Genomic DNA, 14,742 nt, shown 5'->3' on the forward strand with positions numbered 1-14,742 from the left:
GACACAACGCTGCCCCGGCCGCTGATCGCGGTCGGGGCAGCGCAGAGAATGCAGAAGGCGGAAGTGCTGTCAGCGTCCTTGGGGGGTCAGCCGACGACCTTCTTCAGGGCGTCACCCAGGGCGTCCGCCTCATCGGGGGTCAGCTCGACGACAAGCCGACCGCCGCCCTCGAGCGGTACGCGCATGACGATGCCCCGCCCCTCCTTGGTGACCTCGAGCGGGCCGTCGCCCGTCCGCGGCTTCATGGCCGCCATGCTCGTTCCCCTTCCTGAAACCAGCTCATCGTCAGCCGACGGCCCCATTCAGGCGCCTAATACCCGGCATCGAACACATTGCTTCCCAGCCATTATCCCGCATGTCAGGACCCGATGACCAACATCGCCCGGGAACGCTTGTGCAACGCGCTCGGCCAAAACCACTCATTTCGGGGACCCGCCTGCGATACTTCGCCGCCGCACCGCGGGAACGGCTCCGGCTTTCTTTGACGCACATCACATGTGCGCGCCGCGTCCGGTCCGCCATGCTGGCCCTTGCACCGGCCGGTACCGGCCGGTAGCCAAGCCCGCGACGAAGGGGGACCCCCTGCCATGGCCGACAGCGTGCTCTACGAAGTGACCGACGGACTCGCGACCATCACGATCAACCGTCCGGACGCGATGAACGCGATGAACACCGAGGCCAAGGTCGCCCTGCGCGACGCGGTCGAGGCCGCGGCCGGGGACACGGCGGTACGGGCCGTCCTGCTGACCGCGGCCGGCGACCGGGCCTTCTGCGTGGGCCAGGACCTCAAGGAACACGTCGGGAACCTCGCCTCGGACCGCGAGAGCGGCACCTCGCTGACCATGTCCACGGTCAAGGAGCACTACAACCCGATCGTGCGGGCGCTCACCGGGATGCCGAAGCCGGTCGTGGCCGGGGTGAACGGCGTCGCGGCCGGGGCGGGCTTCGGCTTCGCGCTGGCGGCGGACTTCCGGGTGGTCGCCGACACCGCCTCCTTCAACACCTCGTTCGCCGGGGTGGCGCTGACGGCCGACTCCGGGGTCTCGTGGACCCTCCCCCGCCTGATCGGCGGCTCCCGCGCCTCGGACCTGCTGCTCTTCCCGCGGTCGGTCAAGGCCCAGGAGGCGTACGAGCTCGGCATCGCGAACCGGCTGGTGCCGGCGGAGTCGCTGCACGCCGAGGCCGAGGCCGTGGCCCGCACCCTCGCCGCGGGCCCCACGGTCGCGTACGCCGCGCTGAAGGAGTCCCTGGCCTACGGGGCCTCCCACTCCCTCGCGGACGCCCTGGCCCACGAGGACGTCCTCCAGACCCGTGCGGGGGCCTCCGAGGACCACGGCATCGCCGTCCAGTCCTTCCTGGCGAAGCAGCCGCCGCAGTACCTGGGCCGCTAGCCTCCCGCCCGGGCCGCCGCCCCGCGCCTCAAACGCCGGCGAGGCTGGAGTAGCGCGGCGGGGTCGGAGTGGTGCGGCACGGCTCGCTGGTGCGCCTCAAAGACCGGGGCTCCGCCCCGCACCCCGCCGGGCGCCGCCCGAACCCGCGCCTCAAACGCCGGCGAGGCTGAATTTGCGCGGCCAAGCTGGATGGTGCGGCGGGGGGCAAGGCCGCAGGGGCTGGAGTAGCAGCCGGGCCGGTTGGGCCGGGGTCGGGTGTGTGCCGGGGTGATCCCCGCAGGGCGCCGAACGCCTCGGGGCCGAGCTCTCCGACCCCTCGCCACGTTCGGCGTCCGAGGAGACGCCCCGGCGCGCGCCCGGCCCCGGCACAACCGGACCCCACACGAAGCCCGGCCAGGGCTACGCCAAGTCGCGGGAGGCGCAGTCCGCCAAGTGGTCGTTGACGAGCCCGCAGGCCTGCATCAGGGCGTAGGCCGTGGTGGGGCCGACGAAGCGGATGCCGGCCTTCTTCAGGGCCTTGGAGAGGGCCGTGGACTCCGGGGTGATGGCCGGCACCTCGGTGACCGTCCGCGGCGCGGGGCCGGGCTCCTCCGGGACGTGGGACCAGATCAGGGTGTCCAGCTCGCCCGGCTCCCACCCGGCCAGGACCTTCGCGTTGGCGAGGGTCGCCTCGATCTTGGCCCGGTTGCGGATGATCCCCTCGTCGGCCAGCAGCCGCTCCGCGTCCCGCTCGTCGAACTCCGCGACCGCCGCGATCTTGAAGTCGGAGAAGGCCGTACGGAAGCCCTCGCGGCGCCGCAGGATCGTGATCCAGGACAGCCCCGACTGGAAGGCCTCCAGGCACAGCCGTTCGTACAGGGCGTCGTCGCCGTGGACCGAACGCCCCCACTCGGTGTCGTGGTAGGCGACGTAGTCCTCCGTGGACAGCGCCCACGGGCAGCGCAGCAGCCCGTCCGCTCCGGCCAGCACGCCGCTCACCGCTCACCGCCCTTGCCGAGGTCCACCCGGTCGGTCACGTCCGCCGGGGCGGCGGCGGGGCCGGCCGCCGCCGCGGTCAGCTGCGCGATCCGCGCGTCCCGCTCGGCCAGTTCCGCCGCGAGCCGTTCCAGTACGTCGTCCACCTCGGCCATCCGGTAGCCGCGCGGCGCGACGGGCAGCCGGAGCGCGTCGATGTCCGCCCGTACGACGGGCCGGGTCTCCGGCAGCCCGTCCGCCACCCGGTCCGGCTCCGCTTCCGGCAGGACGGCCTCCGAGCCGCCCCCGATCACGGCCAGGGTGACCGCCGCCACGACCACGACCAGCGCGATCATCAAGAAGAAGAACACGATCAACTCCCCTGAGAGACTCCGGCCACCAGGTTAAGGTCGCAGGCGAGGCGCGAGGGCCGCCGAAGGAGGAAAGAGCAGGATGCTGCGACTGGGCAGGCGCGAGTTCGACACCCACGAGCCGGTGATCATGGCCATCGTGAACCGGACGCCGGACTCCTTCTACGACCAGGGCGCGACGTTCCGCGACGAGCCGGCGCTGGACCGGGTCGAGCAGGCGGTCGCCGAGGGCGCCGCGATCATCGACATCGGCGGGGTCAAGGCGGGCCCGGGCGAGCACGTGGACGCGGCCGAGGAGGCGCGGCGCACGGTCGGCTTCGTGGCCGAGGTCCGGCGCCGTTTCCCGGACGTGGTGATCAGCGTGGACACCTGGCGGCACGAGGTCGGCGAGGCCGTGTGCGAGGCCGGGGCGGACCTGCTGAACGACGCGTGGGGCGGGGTGGACCCCAAGCTGGCGAAGGTCGCGGCGCGCTACGACGTCGGCCTCGTCTGCACCCACGCGGGCGGGGTCGAGCCGCGCACCCGGCCGCACCGGATCGCGTACGAGGACGTGATGGAGGACATCCTGCGGGTCACGGTCGGCCTCGCCGAACGGGCCGCCGCGCTCGGCGTCCGCCGGGACGCGATCATGATCGACCCGGGCCACGACTTCGGGAAGAACACCCGCCACTCGCTGGAGGCCACGCGCCGGCTGGACGAGATGACGGCGACGGGCTGGCCGGTCCTCGTCTCGCTGTCCAACAAGGACTTCGTCGGCGAGACCCTCGACAAGCCGGTCAAGGAACGCCTGCTGGGCACCCTGGCCACGACGGCCGTCTCGGCCTGGCTGGGCGCCCAGGTCTACCGCGTCCACGAGGTCGCCGAGACCCGCCAGATCCTCGAAATGGTCCGCTCGATCCAGGGCCACCGCCCCCCGGCCGTCGCCCGCCGCGGCCTGGCCTGAGGGCCGGCCCCGCAGCCGGGGTCGGGTGTGCGGCGGGGTGCCCCCGCAGGGCGCCGAACACAACCCCGCCGCGCTCTCCGACCCCTGGAAACGTTCGGTGCCCGAGGAGGTACCCCGGCGCGCGCCCGGACCCGGCGGCCCGTGCCCACGCGGGGCGGGGGCAGCCGGGCGGGCCCGGCCGCAGCCCCGCAGCCGGCCGGGCGAGCCGCAGGCTACTTGCCGACTTCCTTCGTCACGAGCGCGATCGCCTCGTCCACGTCGTCCGTGACGTGGAACAGGTAGAGGTCCTTCTCCGAGGCCTTGCCCTGGGCGATCACCGTGTTCTTCAGCCAGTCGATGAGGCCGCTCCAGTACTCCGTGCCGAACAGCACGATCGGGAAGCGGGTGATCTTCTGGGTCTGGACCAGGGTCAGCGCCTCGAACAGCTCGTCCAGCGTGCCCAGGCCGCCCGGCAGGACGACGAAGCCCTGGCTGTACTTCACGAACATCGTCTTGCGGACGAAGAAGTACCGGAAGTTCAGCCCGAGATCGACGTGCTGGTTGAGCCCCTGCTCGAACGGGAGCTCGATGCCGAGGCCGACCGAGATGCCGTTGGCCTCGCGGGCGCCCTTGTTGGCCGCCTCCATCGCTCCCGGACCGCCTCCGGTGATCACCGCGAAGCCGGCGTCGACCAGCGCGCTGCCGATCCGTACGCCCGCCTCGTACTCGGGCGTGCCCGCCGCGGTGCGGGCCGATCCGAACACGCTGATCGCGGGCGGCAGCTCGGCGAGCGTGCCGAAGCCCTCGATGAACTCCGACTGGATGCGCAGGACCCGCCAGGGATCGGTGTGCACCCACTCGGAGGGCCCGGCGGAGTCCAGCAGCCGCTGGTCCGTCGTACTGCCCGCCTGCACCTGGCTCCGCCTCCTCAGCACCGGCCCGAGCTGCTGCTCCTCGGGCCGACGACGAGCGGAACTTTCGGGGTTGCCCATGATGTGCTCCCTCCTGCTGATCGTTGGATCAGGGTAGGCGCACAAAGGTGACGGGAAGCGGAATTCAGGCGGTCAGCCAGGCGCGGAGTCGTTCCTCGCAGTGCAGGATCGCCTTCGTCTCGACCCGCTCGTCGACCTTGTGGGCCAGCAGGGCGTCTCCCGGGCCGTAGTTGACCGCCGGGACGCCCAGCGCGCTGAAGCGGGAGACGTCCGTCCAGCCGAACTTCGGCATGGCGCGGCCGCCGACCGCCTCCATGAAGGCCGCGGCCGCCGGGTGCGAGAGCCCGGGGAGGGCGCCGCCCGAGGAGTCGTCGACGACGAACTCGGCGATGTCGCAGTCCGCGAACACCTCCCGTACGTGGGCCAGTGCCTCGGCCTCGGTGCGGTCGGGGGCATAGCGGAAGTTGACCGTCACGGTGCACGCGTCGGGGATGACGTTGTTGGCGACGCCGCCCTCGATGCGCACCGCGTTGAGGCCCTCGTGGTACTCCAGGCCGTCGATGACCGGCCTGCGCGGTTCGTACGCCGCGAGCCGGCTCAGGATCGGGCCCGCCGAGTGGATGGCGTTGGAGCCCATCCAGCTGCGGGCGGAGTGGGCGCGCTCGCCGGAGGTGCGCAGCAGGACGCGCAGGGTGCCCTGACAGCCGCCCTCGACCTCGGCGTTCGAGGGTTCCAGCAGCACCGCGAAGTCGCCCGTCAGCCAGTCGGGGTGGGCCTCGGCGACCTTGCCCAGGCCGTTGAGGTCCGCGGCGACCTCCTCCTGGTCGTAGAAGACGAAGGTGAGGTCCCGGTTCGGCTCGGGCACGGTCGCGGCGATGCGCAGCTGTACGGCGACACCGGACTTCATGTCGGTGGTGCCGCAGCCCCACAGGACGTCGTTCTCGTCGAGGCGGGACGGGACGTTGTCGGCGATCGGCACGGTGTCGAGGTGGCCGGCGAGCACGACGCGTTCGGCGCGGCCGAGGTGCGTGCGGGCGACGACGTTGTTGCCGAAGCGGTCCACCGTGAGGTGCGGCAGGCCGCGCAGCGCGTCTTCCACGAGGTCGGCGAGTACCTTCTCGTCGCCGCTCACGGACGGAATGTCGACCAGCCGGGCGGTCAGCTCGGCGGCGTCCAGGGTGAGGTCCAGCTCGGATTCGGACATGGAACTGACCCTAACGCCCCGGACTGGGGCAGGGCCTCGCCGTCCGGCCGGTGGACGCGTCATATGCCTCAAGTACGGTGGGCCGCGTGTCCGAGAACCGTGTTCCCCGTCCTCGCCGCCGCCGGCCGCTGCGCGCGGCCGTCGGTCTGCTCGTTCTCCTCGCGGTGGTCGGCTACTTCGCCGTGCAGCGCGCCTCGAACGGCGGTGGCGGCGCCCCGTACTGCACGGCCAGGGTGTACTCGGGGAACTACGACGGAACCTCTGAATCGTACGAAATGTCCCCGGAGCAGGCGGCGAACGCGGCGACGATAGCCGCGGTCGGCGTGGCGAAGGGCCTGCCGGACCGGGCGGTGACCATCGCCCTGGCGACGGCCATGCAGGAGTCCGCGCTGCGCAACCTCGACCACGGCGACCGTGACTCGCTGGGCCTCTTCCAGCAGCGGCCCTCGATGGGCTGGGGCACGCCGGAGCAGATCAGGGACCCGGTCTACTCGGCCGGCATCTTCTACGACCACCTCGTCGACGTGCCGGGGTACTCGCGGCTGCCGCTGACGGTGGCCGCGCAGAAGGTGCAGCGCAGCGGGTTCCCGCAGGCGTACGCGAAGCACGAGCCGGACGCGACCGTGCTGACGGCCGCCTTCGGCGGCGACGGCATCCTGGAGTGCGGCGGCCCCAAGCCCGCCGGGCCGGGCGACCCGGAGAAGGTACGGAGCGAGATGATCCGGATCTTCGGCGAGGACGGCCTGCACACCATTCCCCCCCGGATCGGCGACGCGGGCCGGTCCGGCCAGGCCGGCCGGATCAGCGTCGAGGGCAAGGACGGCCCGGAGGTCGAGGTCACCCTGACGGAGAAGAAGGACGGCGGTGAGGCCGCCGTGCGCCGCAGCCGGGCGATGGCCTACTGGGCCGTGGCCAACGCGAAGGACATGGGCATCTCCCGGGTGTCCTACGGCCTGAGCGCCTGGATCGGGGGCCAGGCCCGGGGGCAGTGGCAGCACAAGGGTGGCACGGGAGCGAAGGACGGCGACGGGGATCCCCGCAACTCGAACCTGGGCGAGGTACGCATCTTCATGGCCCGCTGACCCGGCCCGACACGCCGGGTCGGACTCTCGGCCGCGCGTACGAGTGATCACTCCTGCGAGGGTGATCCGTTCGGCGGGCCCCGGCCCCCGGGGCGGACGGAAGCCCTGGTCGGCCCGCGTCCGATGCGCTTGTCGCGGAAGCCGATTAAACGATGCGTTACCGATCCTTTACCCACCGGCACCGCAACTCCACCCGCCCCGCGAGCGGTTAGTCACGGCGTACTCAGCCGCTACCGCTTAGGAGCAACATGTCTCTCCCCCTGACCCGTCGGATCGCCCGTGCCGCGCTGCTCCTCGCAGCCGGGGCAGCGCCCGTGGTCGGTGCGGCCGGCGCGGCAAGCGCCGCCGGTCTGGAGTCCGTGCCGCTGGGCGCACTCACCGCGCAGGACGCGCCCGAAGCCACCACCGACGCGACCGCCGGTGCGGCCACGGGCGCGGCCACCGACGCCGTGGGCTCCACCGCCAAGACCCTGCCGGCCCCGGCCGCCGATGTGGCCGGCAAGGCGGGGGGCCTGCTCGGCGGGCTGCCCACGACGAAGGAGCTGCCGGTCTCCCAGCTGCCCGTGTCCGAGCTCCCCGTGTCCGAGCTGCCCGTGGGCGGTGTCGGCGGTGTCCTGCCGGCGGGACTGCCCGGCGCGCCGCTGGGCGGCTGACGCCCGCGGGAAACACCGAGGGGGCCGGGAGTGCGAACTCCCGGCCCCCTCGGGCCGTTCCGGACCGTCCGGCGCTCAGCCGAGGCGCTTGACCGCCGCCTCGACGCGCTCGTCGGTGGCGGTGAAGGCGACGCGCACGAACTGTGCGCCCGCCTCGCCGTAGAAGTCGCCCGGCGCCACCAGGATGCCCAGGTCCGCGAGGTGGGCGACGGTCTCCCAGCAGGGCTCGTCCCGGGTCACCCACAGGTAGAGGCTCGCCTCGCTGTGCTCGACCCGGAAGCCGTGCGCCTCCAGGGCCGCGCGCAGCGCCGCTCGGCGGGCCGCGTAGCGCTCGCGCTGCTCCTCGACGTGCTGGTCGTCGCCGAGCGCCGCCACCGTGGCCGCCTGCACCGGGGCCGGGGTCATCATGCCGCCGTGCTTGCGGATCTCCAGGAGTTCGCCGAGCACGTCCGCGTCACCGGCGATGAACGCCGCCCGGTAGCCGGCCAGGTTGGAGCGCTTGGACAGGGAGTGGACGGCGACGATCCCCTCGTACGAGCCCCCGCACACCTCGTCGTGCAGGACGGAGACGGGCTCGGCCTCCCAGCCCAGCTCCAGGTAGCACTCGTCGCTGAAGACCAGGATCCCGTGCTCGCGCGCCCAGGCCACGATCCGGACGAGGTCCTCCTTGGCGAGGACCTTCCCGGTGGGGTTGGACGGGGAGTTGAGCCACAGCAGCTTCACGCCGGCCGGGTCGAGCTCGGTGCCCGCGGGGTCACTCGCAAATGTCTCAGCGTCGTAGACGACGGCCTCGGCTCCGCACAACCGCGCGCCGACCTCGTACGTCGGGTAGGCGAGCCGGGGGTAGGCCACCTTGTCCCCGGCGCCCAGGCCCAGCTGGGTCGGCAGCCAGGCCACCAGTTCCTTGGAGCCGACGACCGGCAGGACGTTGCGGTGCTCGGCGGCGCTCGCGCCGAGGCGCCCGCGCACCCAGCCCGTGATCGCGTCGCGCAGGGCGGCCGTGCCCCACACCGTGGGGTAGCCCGGGGAGTCGGCGGCCTCGATCAGAGCGCGCTGGATCAGCTGCGGGACCGGGTCCACCGGCGTGCCGACGGACAGGTCGACGATGCCGTCCGCGTGGGCCGCCGCCGTCTTCTTGTACGGCTCCAGCTTGTCCCAGGGGAAGGCGGGAAGACGGTCGGATACTGCGGCCACGATGGTCTCTGCTCTCTCTGAGTACTGGCTGGTAACGGGTCCGCAAACGCCTCGGCCCCGTGCGGCGACGAGGCCGTACGGGACCGAGGGGCGCGCCTGCCTGAAGGGTCAGTGCTCGCCGTTGATACCGGCAGGCAGCGCGGCGACGAAGGGGTGGTCGCGCTCGATCAGGCCCAGCTTGGAGGCACCACCGGGCGAACCGAGCTCGTCGAAGAACTCGACGTTCGCCTTGTAGTAGTCCTTCCACTCTTCCGGAGTGTCGTCCTCGTAGAAGATGGCCTCGACCGGGCAGACCGGCTCACACGCACCACAGTCGACGCACTCGTCCGGGTGGATGTACAAGGACCGCTGGCCCTCGTAGATGCAGTCGACGGGGCACTCTTCGATGCATGCCTTGTCCTTGACGTCGACACAAGGCTCCGCGATGACGTAGGTCACGCTCTCGTTCCTCCTCGGTAGGGCTTTCCATATCGCGCGGGAGCGCGGCGTCGTCGATGCCCGCACCTAGTATCTCCGTTCCCGGGCACGATCCGAACAGGAGGGGCGGACAGAGCTGTGGAAATCAACGCCGGAGGACTGCTGGAGGTCCGAATTACCCCGGCTGACGTGGGTAAACGTGTCTCTGTACGACGGGTGGAGGCCCGGCTGAGCGGATCACCCGAGTTCACGGACACGGTCGGTGTTCTCACATCCTGGGACCAGGGTGTGCTGCTGATCACAAAGAAGAACGGGCAGTCCGTCCGCATCGCGGAATCCGCCCTGGTGGCGGGCAAGATCGTGCCTCCGGCGCCGGCCCGGCGGCGGGGTCCGGCGGCCTCCTTCGAGGAGCTGTCGCGGATCACGGCGCGGTCCTGGCAGCCGCTGGAGAGCGAGCCGCTGGGCGAGTGGACGCTGCGGGCCGCCGCCGGTTTCACCCGGCGGGCCAATTCGGTACTGGCGGTGGGCGACCCGGGGATACCGCTGGACGATGCACTCGCGCGAGTGACCTCCTGGTACGCGGAACGAGGGCTTCCGGCCTATGTGCAGGCCGCGACCGGGGCCGTCGGCACGCAGGAGCTGCTCTGCGCGGAGCTGGAACGGCGGGGCTGGGCGTCCGAGGTGTCGGCGGAGGTACGGATCGGCGCGCTGGCGCCGGTGGGCGACGTGGCGGCGCCCGCCGCCGGATCCGTACGGCTGACCCGCGTCCCGGACGAGGAGTGGCTCGGCCGCTACGGGAAGGTCGACGACCCGGACGTGGCGCGGCGGCTGCTGGTGGAAGGGCCGTCGGTGTGGTTCGCGGCGCTGCCCGGGGGCCGGGCGGTCGGACGGTGCGTGGTGGACGGGCGGTGGGCCGGCTTCTCGGCGGTGACGGTCGATCCCGTCGAGCGGCGGCAGGGCCTGGCGACGGCGGTGATGGCCGCGCTGGCCCGCAAGGCCCTGGAGGAGGGCGCGTCGGCGGCGTGGCTGCAGGTCGAGACGGACAATGCGGGGGCGCGGGCGCTGTACGACGGGCTCGGCTTCGCCACGCACCACGCGTACCACCACTACCGGGTGGCGGCGTGAGTCCGGCGGACCGGCGGGAGCAGTTCGCGGCGGAGGCCCGGTCGGAGCGGCCCGATCTGGCGCTGCTGTGCCTGCTGGTGGCGGCGGAGGCGGACCCGGAGCTGGACGAACGCGTCATGGACTGGGCGCAGATCGAGCTGGACCGGCTCGCCGGGATGCTGCCGTACGGGCTGCGGGGCGCGCGGGCGTGGGCGTCGGCCGTGACGGAACTGCTGGGCGGACGGCTCGGCTTCCACGGCACCCCCGCGGACTACGGCCGGCTGTCGTCCTCGCTGCTGCACGAGGTCCTGCGGCGGCGCCGCGGCCTCCCGATCCTCCTGTCCGTCGTCTGGATGGAGGTCGCCCGGCGGGCGGGGGCGCCGGTGTACGGGCTGGGGCTGCCGGGGCACTTCGTGGTGGGCTTCGGGGACCCGGAGGAGGGCGTGGTCGTGGACCCCTTCGCGGGCGGCGCGTCCCTGGGCGCCGGGCCCGCGGAGCTGGCGTCGGGTCCGCGCACGCCGGCCGGCACCCTGGCCATCGTGCTGCGGATCCTGGGCAACATCCGGGCCTGGGCGTCGACCCGCCCGGAGCAGTCGGGCGTGGCCCTGTGGTCGCTCGACCTGTCGCTGCTGCTGCCGTCGCACCCGGCGGCGCTGCGGTACGAGCGGGCGCGGCTGCTGGTGGAACGGGGCTCGTTCCGGGAGGGCGCGGTGGCGCTCGACGCGTACGCCGACGTCGTGGCCGCCATCGACGCCGACGCGGCGTCCCGCATCCACGCGGAGGCCGCCTCCGCCCGCGCCCTGCTGAACTGACCCCGGGGCTCCGCCCTGGCCCCCGCGCCTCAATCGCCGGCGCGGCTTGATTGCGGGGCTCCGCCCCGGACCCCGCTCCTCAAACGCCGGAGGGGCTGAAAGATCCAGCCTCGCCGGCGTTTGAGGCGCGGGGTCCGGGGCTGGTCCCGGCGGGGGTTCGGGGCGGAGTCCCGGCCGTGGTGCGGCTAGAGCCAGCCCTTTTCGCGGGCCACGCGCACGGCTTCGGCGCGGTTGCGTGCCGCCAGTTTCTGGATCGCCGTCGATAGGTAGTTGCGGACCGTGCCCGCCGACAGGTGCAGCCGCGCTGCGAGTTCCGCGTTGGTCGCGCCCGACTCCGCCTCCCGCAGGACCTCCCGTTCGCGGTCCGTCAGCGGGTTCGCGCCCTCCGCGAGGGCCGCCGCCGCGAGCGTGGGGTCGATGACGCGCTCCCCGAGGAGGACCTTGCGCACCGCCTGCGCCAGCTGCGCGGCCGGGGCGTCCTTAACCAGGAAGGCCGAGGCGCCCGCCTCCATCGCGCCGCGGAGGTAGCCGGGGCGGCCGAAGGTGGTCAGGATGACGATGCGCAGGTCGGGCCGGGCCGTCCGCAGGGCCGCGGCCGCCTCGATGCCCGTCATGCCCGGCATCTCGATGTCCAGCAGGGCGACGTTCACGTCGTGCGCGCGGGCCGCGTCCACCACCTCGTCGCCACGGGCCACCTGCACCAGTACCTCGATGTCGGGTTCCAGGCCGAGCAGGGCGGCGAGGGCCTCGCGGACCATCGACTGGTCCTCCGCCAGCAGGATGCGGATCGGGCGTGAGGTCATGATCCCGATCCTAGGGCCAGCGGGACGCGGGCCGTGAGGGCGAAGCCGGTCCGGCCGGCGGGGCCCGCCGACAGGCTGCCGCCGACCGCCGCCAGACGTTCCGTCAGACCCGTCAGGCCGTTGCCGGGGGCGGCCGGGCCACCGGGGCCGCCCGGGCCGTCGTCCGTCACCGTCAGCTCCAGCACCGGACCGTCCAGCGTCTGGCGCGTCTCCAGGGTGACCCGGCAGCGCTTGGCCCCGCTGTGCCGGACCACGTTCGTCACGGCCTCGCGCAGGGACCAGGCCAGGGCGGATTCCGCTTCCTCCGGGAGCTCCCCGGACGGCTCCGCCGGGAGGTCAGCCGGGAAGTCCACCGGGAGGTCCGCCACCACGCCCGCCGCGGCGAGCGCCGTCCGCGCGCCGGCGAGTTCGCCGGGCAGGGTGGGCCGCCGGTAGCCGCTCACCGCCTCGCGTACGTCGACCAGCGCCTGCCGGCTGACCCGTTCGATGTCCGCGACCTGCTGGGCGGCCGCCTCGGGCTGTCCGGGCAGCATCCGGCCCGCCAGCTCGCTCTTCAGCGTGATCAGCGACAGCGAGTGCCCCAGCAGGTCGTGCAGGTCGCGGGCCATCCGCAGGCGTTCCTCGTTGGCGGCGAGCTGCGCCACCGTGGCCCGTGCCTCGCGGAGTTCCATCGTCGTCCGGATCATGGCGCGGATGCCGACCATGGCGAACCCGCCCATCAGCGCCGGGATCAGCAGGCCCGCCAGGTAGGCGGTGCCGCCGGGGACGGCGTTCGCCGTGACCGCCAGCAGGGCGGTCGTGCCGAGGACGGTCCAGCGGGAGTACTCGGCCGGCAGCGCGGCTCCGGAGGAGATGGCCACGTAGACGAAGAGCACGAGCCATTCGCGGCCCAGGGTCAGCGACAGGATCGTGGCCTGGGCGGCGAGCACCGCCAGGGAGATCAGCACCCGGCGGACCGGCATCCGGCGGGCGGTGCGGAAGACCAGCACCAGGTACCAGGCGACGAAGGCCGCGAGGCCCAGGCCGCCGAGCAGCCTGACCCCGAGGCTGTGGCCGCCGCTGATCAGGTCGGTGACGGGGGCGCTCAGGTAGAACAGCCAGATGCTGATCCAGAGCGCCTTCACCATCCTCTGGCGGCGGTTCTCCGGCACTTTGCCGATCGCGGGGAAATCCCGGTCCTCGTGTTCCCTCGTCAGCGCCACGGGTTCATGCCTTCAGTGAGTCCTTGCGGTACAGCCAGGCGGCGGCACCGGTGAACAGTACGAAGTACACGGCGAGGATCGCCACGTCCTTGGCGTGCGGTGCGCCGCCCAGCTCGATGGCCTGGCCGAGGCCCGCGTAGGCGTGGGTGGGGAGCCAGTCCGCGATGCTCTGGAGCCACTGCGGGAAGTTCGCGGTGGGCATCCACAGGCCGCCGAGGATCGACAGGCCGAAGTAGAAGAGCATCGAGACGGGCCGGACGCTGTCGCCGCTCGCCAGGTATCCGATGGCGACGCCGAGCGCGGCGAAGACCAGGCTGCCGGCCCAGATCGCGCCGGTGAGGGCGAGCCACTGCCAGGCGTCGAACCGTACGTCCTTGGTGACGGCCGCCACCGCGAAGACGATCAGGATGGAGGGGAGCGAGAGGACGCCGGCGCCGGCGGTCTTGGCGAGGACGTAGCCGTGGCCGGGGAGGGCGGTCAGCCGGAGCTGGCGGACCCAGCCCTGCTCGCGCTCCTTGGCGATGCGCTCGCTGTTGCCCATGAGGACGGCGGTCAGGGCTCCGAAGGAGGCCATCGCGACCATGTAGAAGGCGGGCATGGTCAGCTCGGTGCCCATGACCTTGGTGGTGCCGTCGAGGGTGCCGCCGAGCATCAGGAAGAGGGCGGCCGGGTAGAGGACGGTGAAGAAGAGGTACTTCTTGTTCCGCAGGGCGCGGACGATCTCCAGCTTGATCAGGGCGTTCACAGGGCGGCCTCCTCGGCCTCGGTGAGGGCGATGAAGGCCTGTTCCAGGCCGAGGCCCGCGACCTCCAGATTGCGGGGGTAGAGCCCGAGCGCGTACACGGCGTGGACGGTCGCGTCGGGGTCGGCGGACTGGAGCCGCACGGTCGCGCCGTGCCGCTCGAAGGCGGTGAGGGCGGGCAGGGCGCGGAGCACCTGCTCGTCCACGGCCTCCCGGCCGTCCAGCTCGAAGGAGACCTTCCGGGCGCCGGCCCTGGCCTTGATCTCGGCGGCGGTGCCGTCGGCGAGCAGCCGGCCCCTGCTGAGCACCAGCACCCGGTCGGCGATCGCGTCCGCCTCCTCCAGGTAGTGGGTGGCGAAGAGCACGGTGCGGCCCTGGTCGGCCTGTTCGCGCATGGTGGCCCAGAAGGACTGGCGGGCGGTGACGTCCATGCCGGTGGTCGGCTCGTCGAGCACGATGAGGTCGTTGTCGCCGGCCGTGGCGAGGGCGAAGCGCACCCGCTGTTCCTGGCCGCCGGAGAGCTTGTCGACCTTGCGGTCGGCGATCTTGTCGATGCCGGCGCGGGAGAGCACCTCGTCGACCGGGTGCGGCCGCGGGTGCAGGGCGCAGCCGAGCGCGACGATCTCCCGTACGGTCACCTCCGCCATCAGGCCGCCGCTCTGCAGCATGGCGCCGACCCGGCCGGCGGCGACGGCCTCGCGCGGGCTGGTGCCGAAGAGCCGGACGGAGCCGGAGTCGGCGGGGCGCAGGCCGAGGAGGAGGTCGAGGGTGGAGGACTTCCCGGCGCCGTTGGGGCCGAGGAGCGCGACGGTCTCGCCCGGGTGGAGTGCGAGGGTGAGGCCGTCGACCGCCCGGACCGGGCCGTAGCTCTTCGTCACGTTCTCGAAGCTGACCACGGTGTCGGTGGTGGTCTTCGCGGTGCGTGCCGCGGTCGTCGTCGTCATGAACAGAGATTCGCC

17 protein-coding genes are annotated in these 14,742 nt (G+C 72.7%); 6 read left to right on the plus strand and 11 right to left on the minus strand.

What is annotated here, in order from left to right:
- Positions 1-86 precede the first annotated feature (86 nt).
- Positions 87-254: a DUF3117 domain-containing protein gene (locus tag ACFYZ4_RS21385; protein ID WP_003966491.1), complete on the minus strand. Its 168-nt coding sequence runs from the start codon at positions 252-254 to the stop codon at positions 87-89.
- Positions 255-587: 333 nt separating this feature from the next.
- Here ACFYZ4_RS21385 and ACFYZ4_RS21390 point away from each other — a divergent pair, with 333 nt between their 5' ends.
- On the plus strand, positions 588-1,391 hold the full coding sequence (locus ACFYZ4_RS21390) for an enoyl-CoA hydratase-related protein (RefSeq protein WP_351294178.1): 804 nt from the start codon (positions 588-590) through the stop codon (positions 1,389-1,391).
- Between the two features lie 399 nt (positions 1,392-1,790).
- Here ACFYZ4_RS21390 and ACFYZ4_RS21395 read toward each other — a convergent pair whose 3' ends face one another.
- Positions 1,791-2,369: a DNA-3-methyladenine glycosylase I gene (locus ACFYZ4_RS21395; RefSeq protein ID WP_351294175.1), complete on the minus strand. Its 579-nt coding sequence runs from the start codon at positions 2,367-2,369 to the stop codon at positions 1,791-1,793.
- Entirely contained in the window at positions 2,366-2,722 is a 357-nt protein-coding gene (locus ACFYZ4_RS21400; protein ID WP_351589923.1) for a DivIVA domain-containing protein, read from the minus strand. The genes ACFYZ4_RS21395 and ACFYZ4_RS21400 overlap by 4 nt, the downstream gene beginning before the upstream one ends.
- A 76-nt stretch (positions 2,723-2,798) precedes the next feature.
- Here ACFYZ4_RS21400 and folP point away from each other — a divergent pair, with 76 nt between their 5' ends.
- Entirely contained in the window at positions 2,799-3,659 is an 861-nt protein-coding gene (gene folP / locus ACFYZ4_RS21405) for a dihydropteroate synthase (protein WP_390784565.1), read from the plus strand.
- A 212-nt stretch (positions 3,660-3,871) separates the two neighbouring features.
- On the opposite strand, the gene ACFYZ4_RS21410 is transcribed toward folP, so the two are convergent.
- Both ACFYZ4_RS21410 and dapE read right to left on the minus strand, forming a co-directional pair.
- Positions 3,872-4,630, minus strand: a complete 759-nt coding sequence (locus tag ACFYZ4_RS21410; protein ID WP_351294167.1) for a TIGR00730 family Rossman fold protein — start codon at positions 4,628-4,630, stop codon at positions 3,872-3,874.
- Between the two features lie 64 nt (positions 4,631-4,694).
- Positions 4,695-5,774 (minus strand): succinyl-diaminopimelate desuccinylase, encoded by a 1,080-nt coding sequence (gene dapE / locus ACFYZ4_RS21415; RefSeq protein WP_351589918.1) that lies wholly within the window; start codon positions 5,772-5,774, stop codon positions 4,695-4,697.
- Between the two features lie 86 nt (positions 5,775-5,860).
- On the opposite strand from dapE, the gene ACFYZ4_RS21420 reads away from it, so the two are divergent.
- Entirely contained in the window at positions 5,861-6,856 is a 996-nt protein-coding gene (locus ACFYZ4_RS21420; RefSeq protein ID WP_384352379.1) for a hypothetical protein, read from the plus strand.
- 248 nt (positions 6,857-7,104) lie between these two features.
- Positions 7,105-7,509, plus strand: coding sequence for an ATP-binding protein (locus ACFYZ4_RS21425; RefSeq protein ID WP_351294158.1), 405 nt, complete (start codon positions 7,105-7,107; stop codon positions 7,507-7,509).
- 75 nt (positions 7,510-7,584) lie between these two features.
- Here ACFYZ4_RS21425 and dapC read toward each other — a convergent pair whose 3' ends face one another.
- A complete protein-coding gene (dapC, locus tag ACFYZ4_RS21430; RefSeq protein ID WP_351294155.1) occupies positions 7,585-8,703 on the minus strand; it encodes a succinyldiaminopimelate transaminase in 1,119 nt (372 codons plus the stop codon).
- A 108-nt stretch (positions 8,704-8,811) separates the two neighbouring features.
- Complete coding sequence (fdxA, locus tag ACFYZ4_RS21435) at positions 8,812-9,141, minus strand: ferredoxin (RefSeq protein WP_030011906.1); 330 nt, start codon at positions 9,139-9,141, stop codon at positions 8,812-8,814.
- A 117-nt stretch (positions 9,142-9,258) separates the two neighbouring features.
- Here fdxA and ACFYZ4_RS21440 point away from each other — a divergent pair, with 117 nt between their 5' ends.
- Together ACFYZ4_RS21440 and ACFYZ4_RS21445 are read left to right on the plus strand one after the other, a co-directional pair.
- Complete coding sequence (locus tag ACFYZ4_RS21440) at positions 9,259-10,245, plus strand: GNAT family N-acetyltransferase (RefSeq protein ID WP_390784566.1); 987 nt, start codon at positions 9,259-9,261, stop codon at positions 10,243-10,245.
- Complete coding sequence (locus ACFYZ4_RS21445; protein WP_390784567.1) at positions 10,242-11,036, plus strand: transglutaminase-like domain-containing protein; 795 nt, start codon at positions 10,242-10,244, stop codon at positions 11,034-11,036. The genes ACFYZ4_RS21440 and ACFYZ4_RS21445 overlap by 4 nt, the downstream gene beginning before the upstream one ends.
- Positions 11,037-11,221: 185 nt before the next feature.
- Here ACFYZ4_RS21445 and ACFYZ4_RS21450 read toward each other — a convergent pair whose 3' ends face one another.
- The 4 genes from ACFYZ4_RS21450 to ACFYZ4_RS21465 all read right to left on the minus strand — a co-directional run bounded on the left by ACFYZ4_RS21450 (position 11,222) and on the right by ACFYZ4_RS21465 (position 14,727).
- A complete protein-coding gene (locus ACFYZ4_RS21450; protein ID WP_351294147.1) occupies positions 11,222-11,839 on the minus strand; it encodes a response regulator transcription factor in 618 nt (205 codons plus the stop codon).
- On the minus strand, positions 11,836-12,966 hold the full coding sequence (locus tag ACFYZ4_RS21455; RefSeq protein WP_351294231.1) for a histidine kinase: 1,131 nt from the start codon (positions 12,964-12,966) through the stop codon (positions 11,836-11,838). The genes ACFYZ4_RS21450 and ACFYZ4_RS21455 overlap by 4 nt, the downstream gene beginning before the upstream one ends.
- Before the next feature lie 79 nt (positions 12,967-13,045).
- The gene (locus ACFYZ4_RS21460) at positions 13,046-13,786 is read right to left on the minus strand and encodes an ABC transporter permease (RefSeq protein WP_351294145.1); all 741 of its coding nucleotides are present in this window, start codon (positions 13,784-13,786) and stop codon (positions 13,046-13,048) included.
- Positions 13,783-14,727 carry an ABC transporter ATP-binding protein gene (locus ACFYZ4_RS21465; RefSeq protein WP_351294142.1) on the minus strand — a complete coding sequence of 315 codons (945 nt, stop codon included), beginning with the start codon at positions 14,725-14,727 and terminating at the stop codon, positions 13,783-13,785. Before ACFYZ4_RS21465 ends, ACFYZ4_RS21460 begins: the two co-directional genes overlap by 4 nt.
- Between the last annotated feature and the right edge of the window lie 15 nt (positions 14,728-14,742).

This window comes from Streptomyces sp. NPDC001513, assembly GCF_042894695.1.
Lineage (GTDB): Bacteria > Actinomycetota > Actinomycetes > Streptomycetales > Streptomycetaceae > Streptomyces.

Bases quoted from the DNA above. Each gene is read 5' to 3' on its own strand.
- ACFYZ4_RS21385 (WP_003966491.1), bottom strand. From the start codon at position 254: ATGGCGGCCATGAAGCCGCGGACGGGCGACGGCCCGCTCGAGGTCACC.
- ACFYZ4_RS21390 (WP_351294178.1), top strand. From the start codon at position 588: ATGGCCGACAGCGTGCTCTACGAAGTGACCGACGGACTCGCGACCATC.
- folP (WP_390784565.1), top strand. From the start codon at position 2,799: ATGCTGCGACTGGGCAGGCGCGAGTTCGACACCCACGAGCCGGTGATC.
- ACFYZ4_RS21410 (WP_351294167.1), bottom strand. From the start codon at position 4,630: ATGGGCAACCCCGAAAGTTCCGCTCGTCGTCGGCCCGAGGAGCAGCAG.
- dapE (WP_351589918.1), bottom strand. From the start codon at position 5,774: ATGTCCGAATCCGAGCTGGACCTCACCCTGGACGCCGCCGAGCTGACC.
- ACFYZ4_RS21425 (WP_351294158.1), top strand. From the start codon at position 7,105: ATGTCTCTCCCCCTGACCCGTCGGATCGCCCGTGCCGCGCTGCTCCTC.
- ACFYZ4_RS21450 (WP_351294147.1), bottom strand. From the start codon at position 11,839: ATGACCTCACGCCCGATCCGCATCCTGCTGGCGGAGGACCAGTCGATG.
- ACFYZ4_RS21455 (WP_351294231.1), bottom strand. From the start codon at position 12,966: ATGGTGAAGGCGCTCTGGATCAGCATCTGGCTGTTCTACCTGAGCGCC.
- ACFYZ4_RS21465 (WP_351294142.1), bottom strand. From the start codon at position 14,727: ATGACGACGACGACCGCGGCACGCACCGCGAAGACCACCACCGACACC.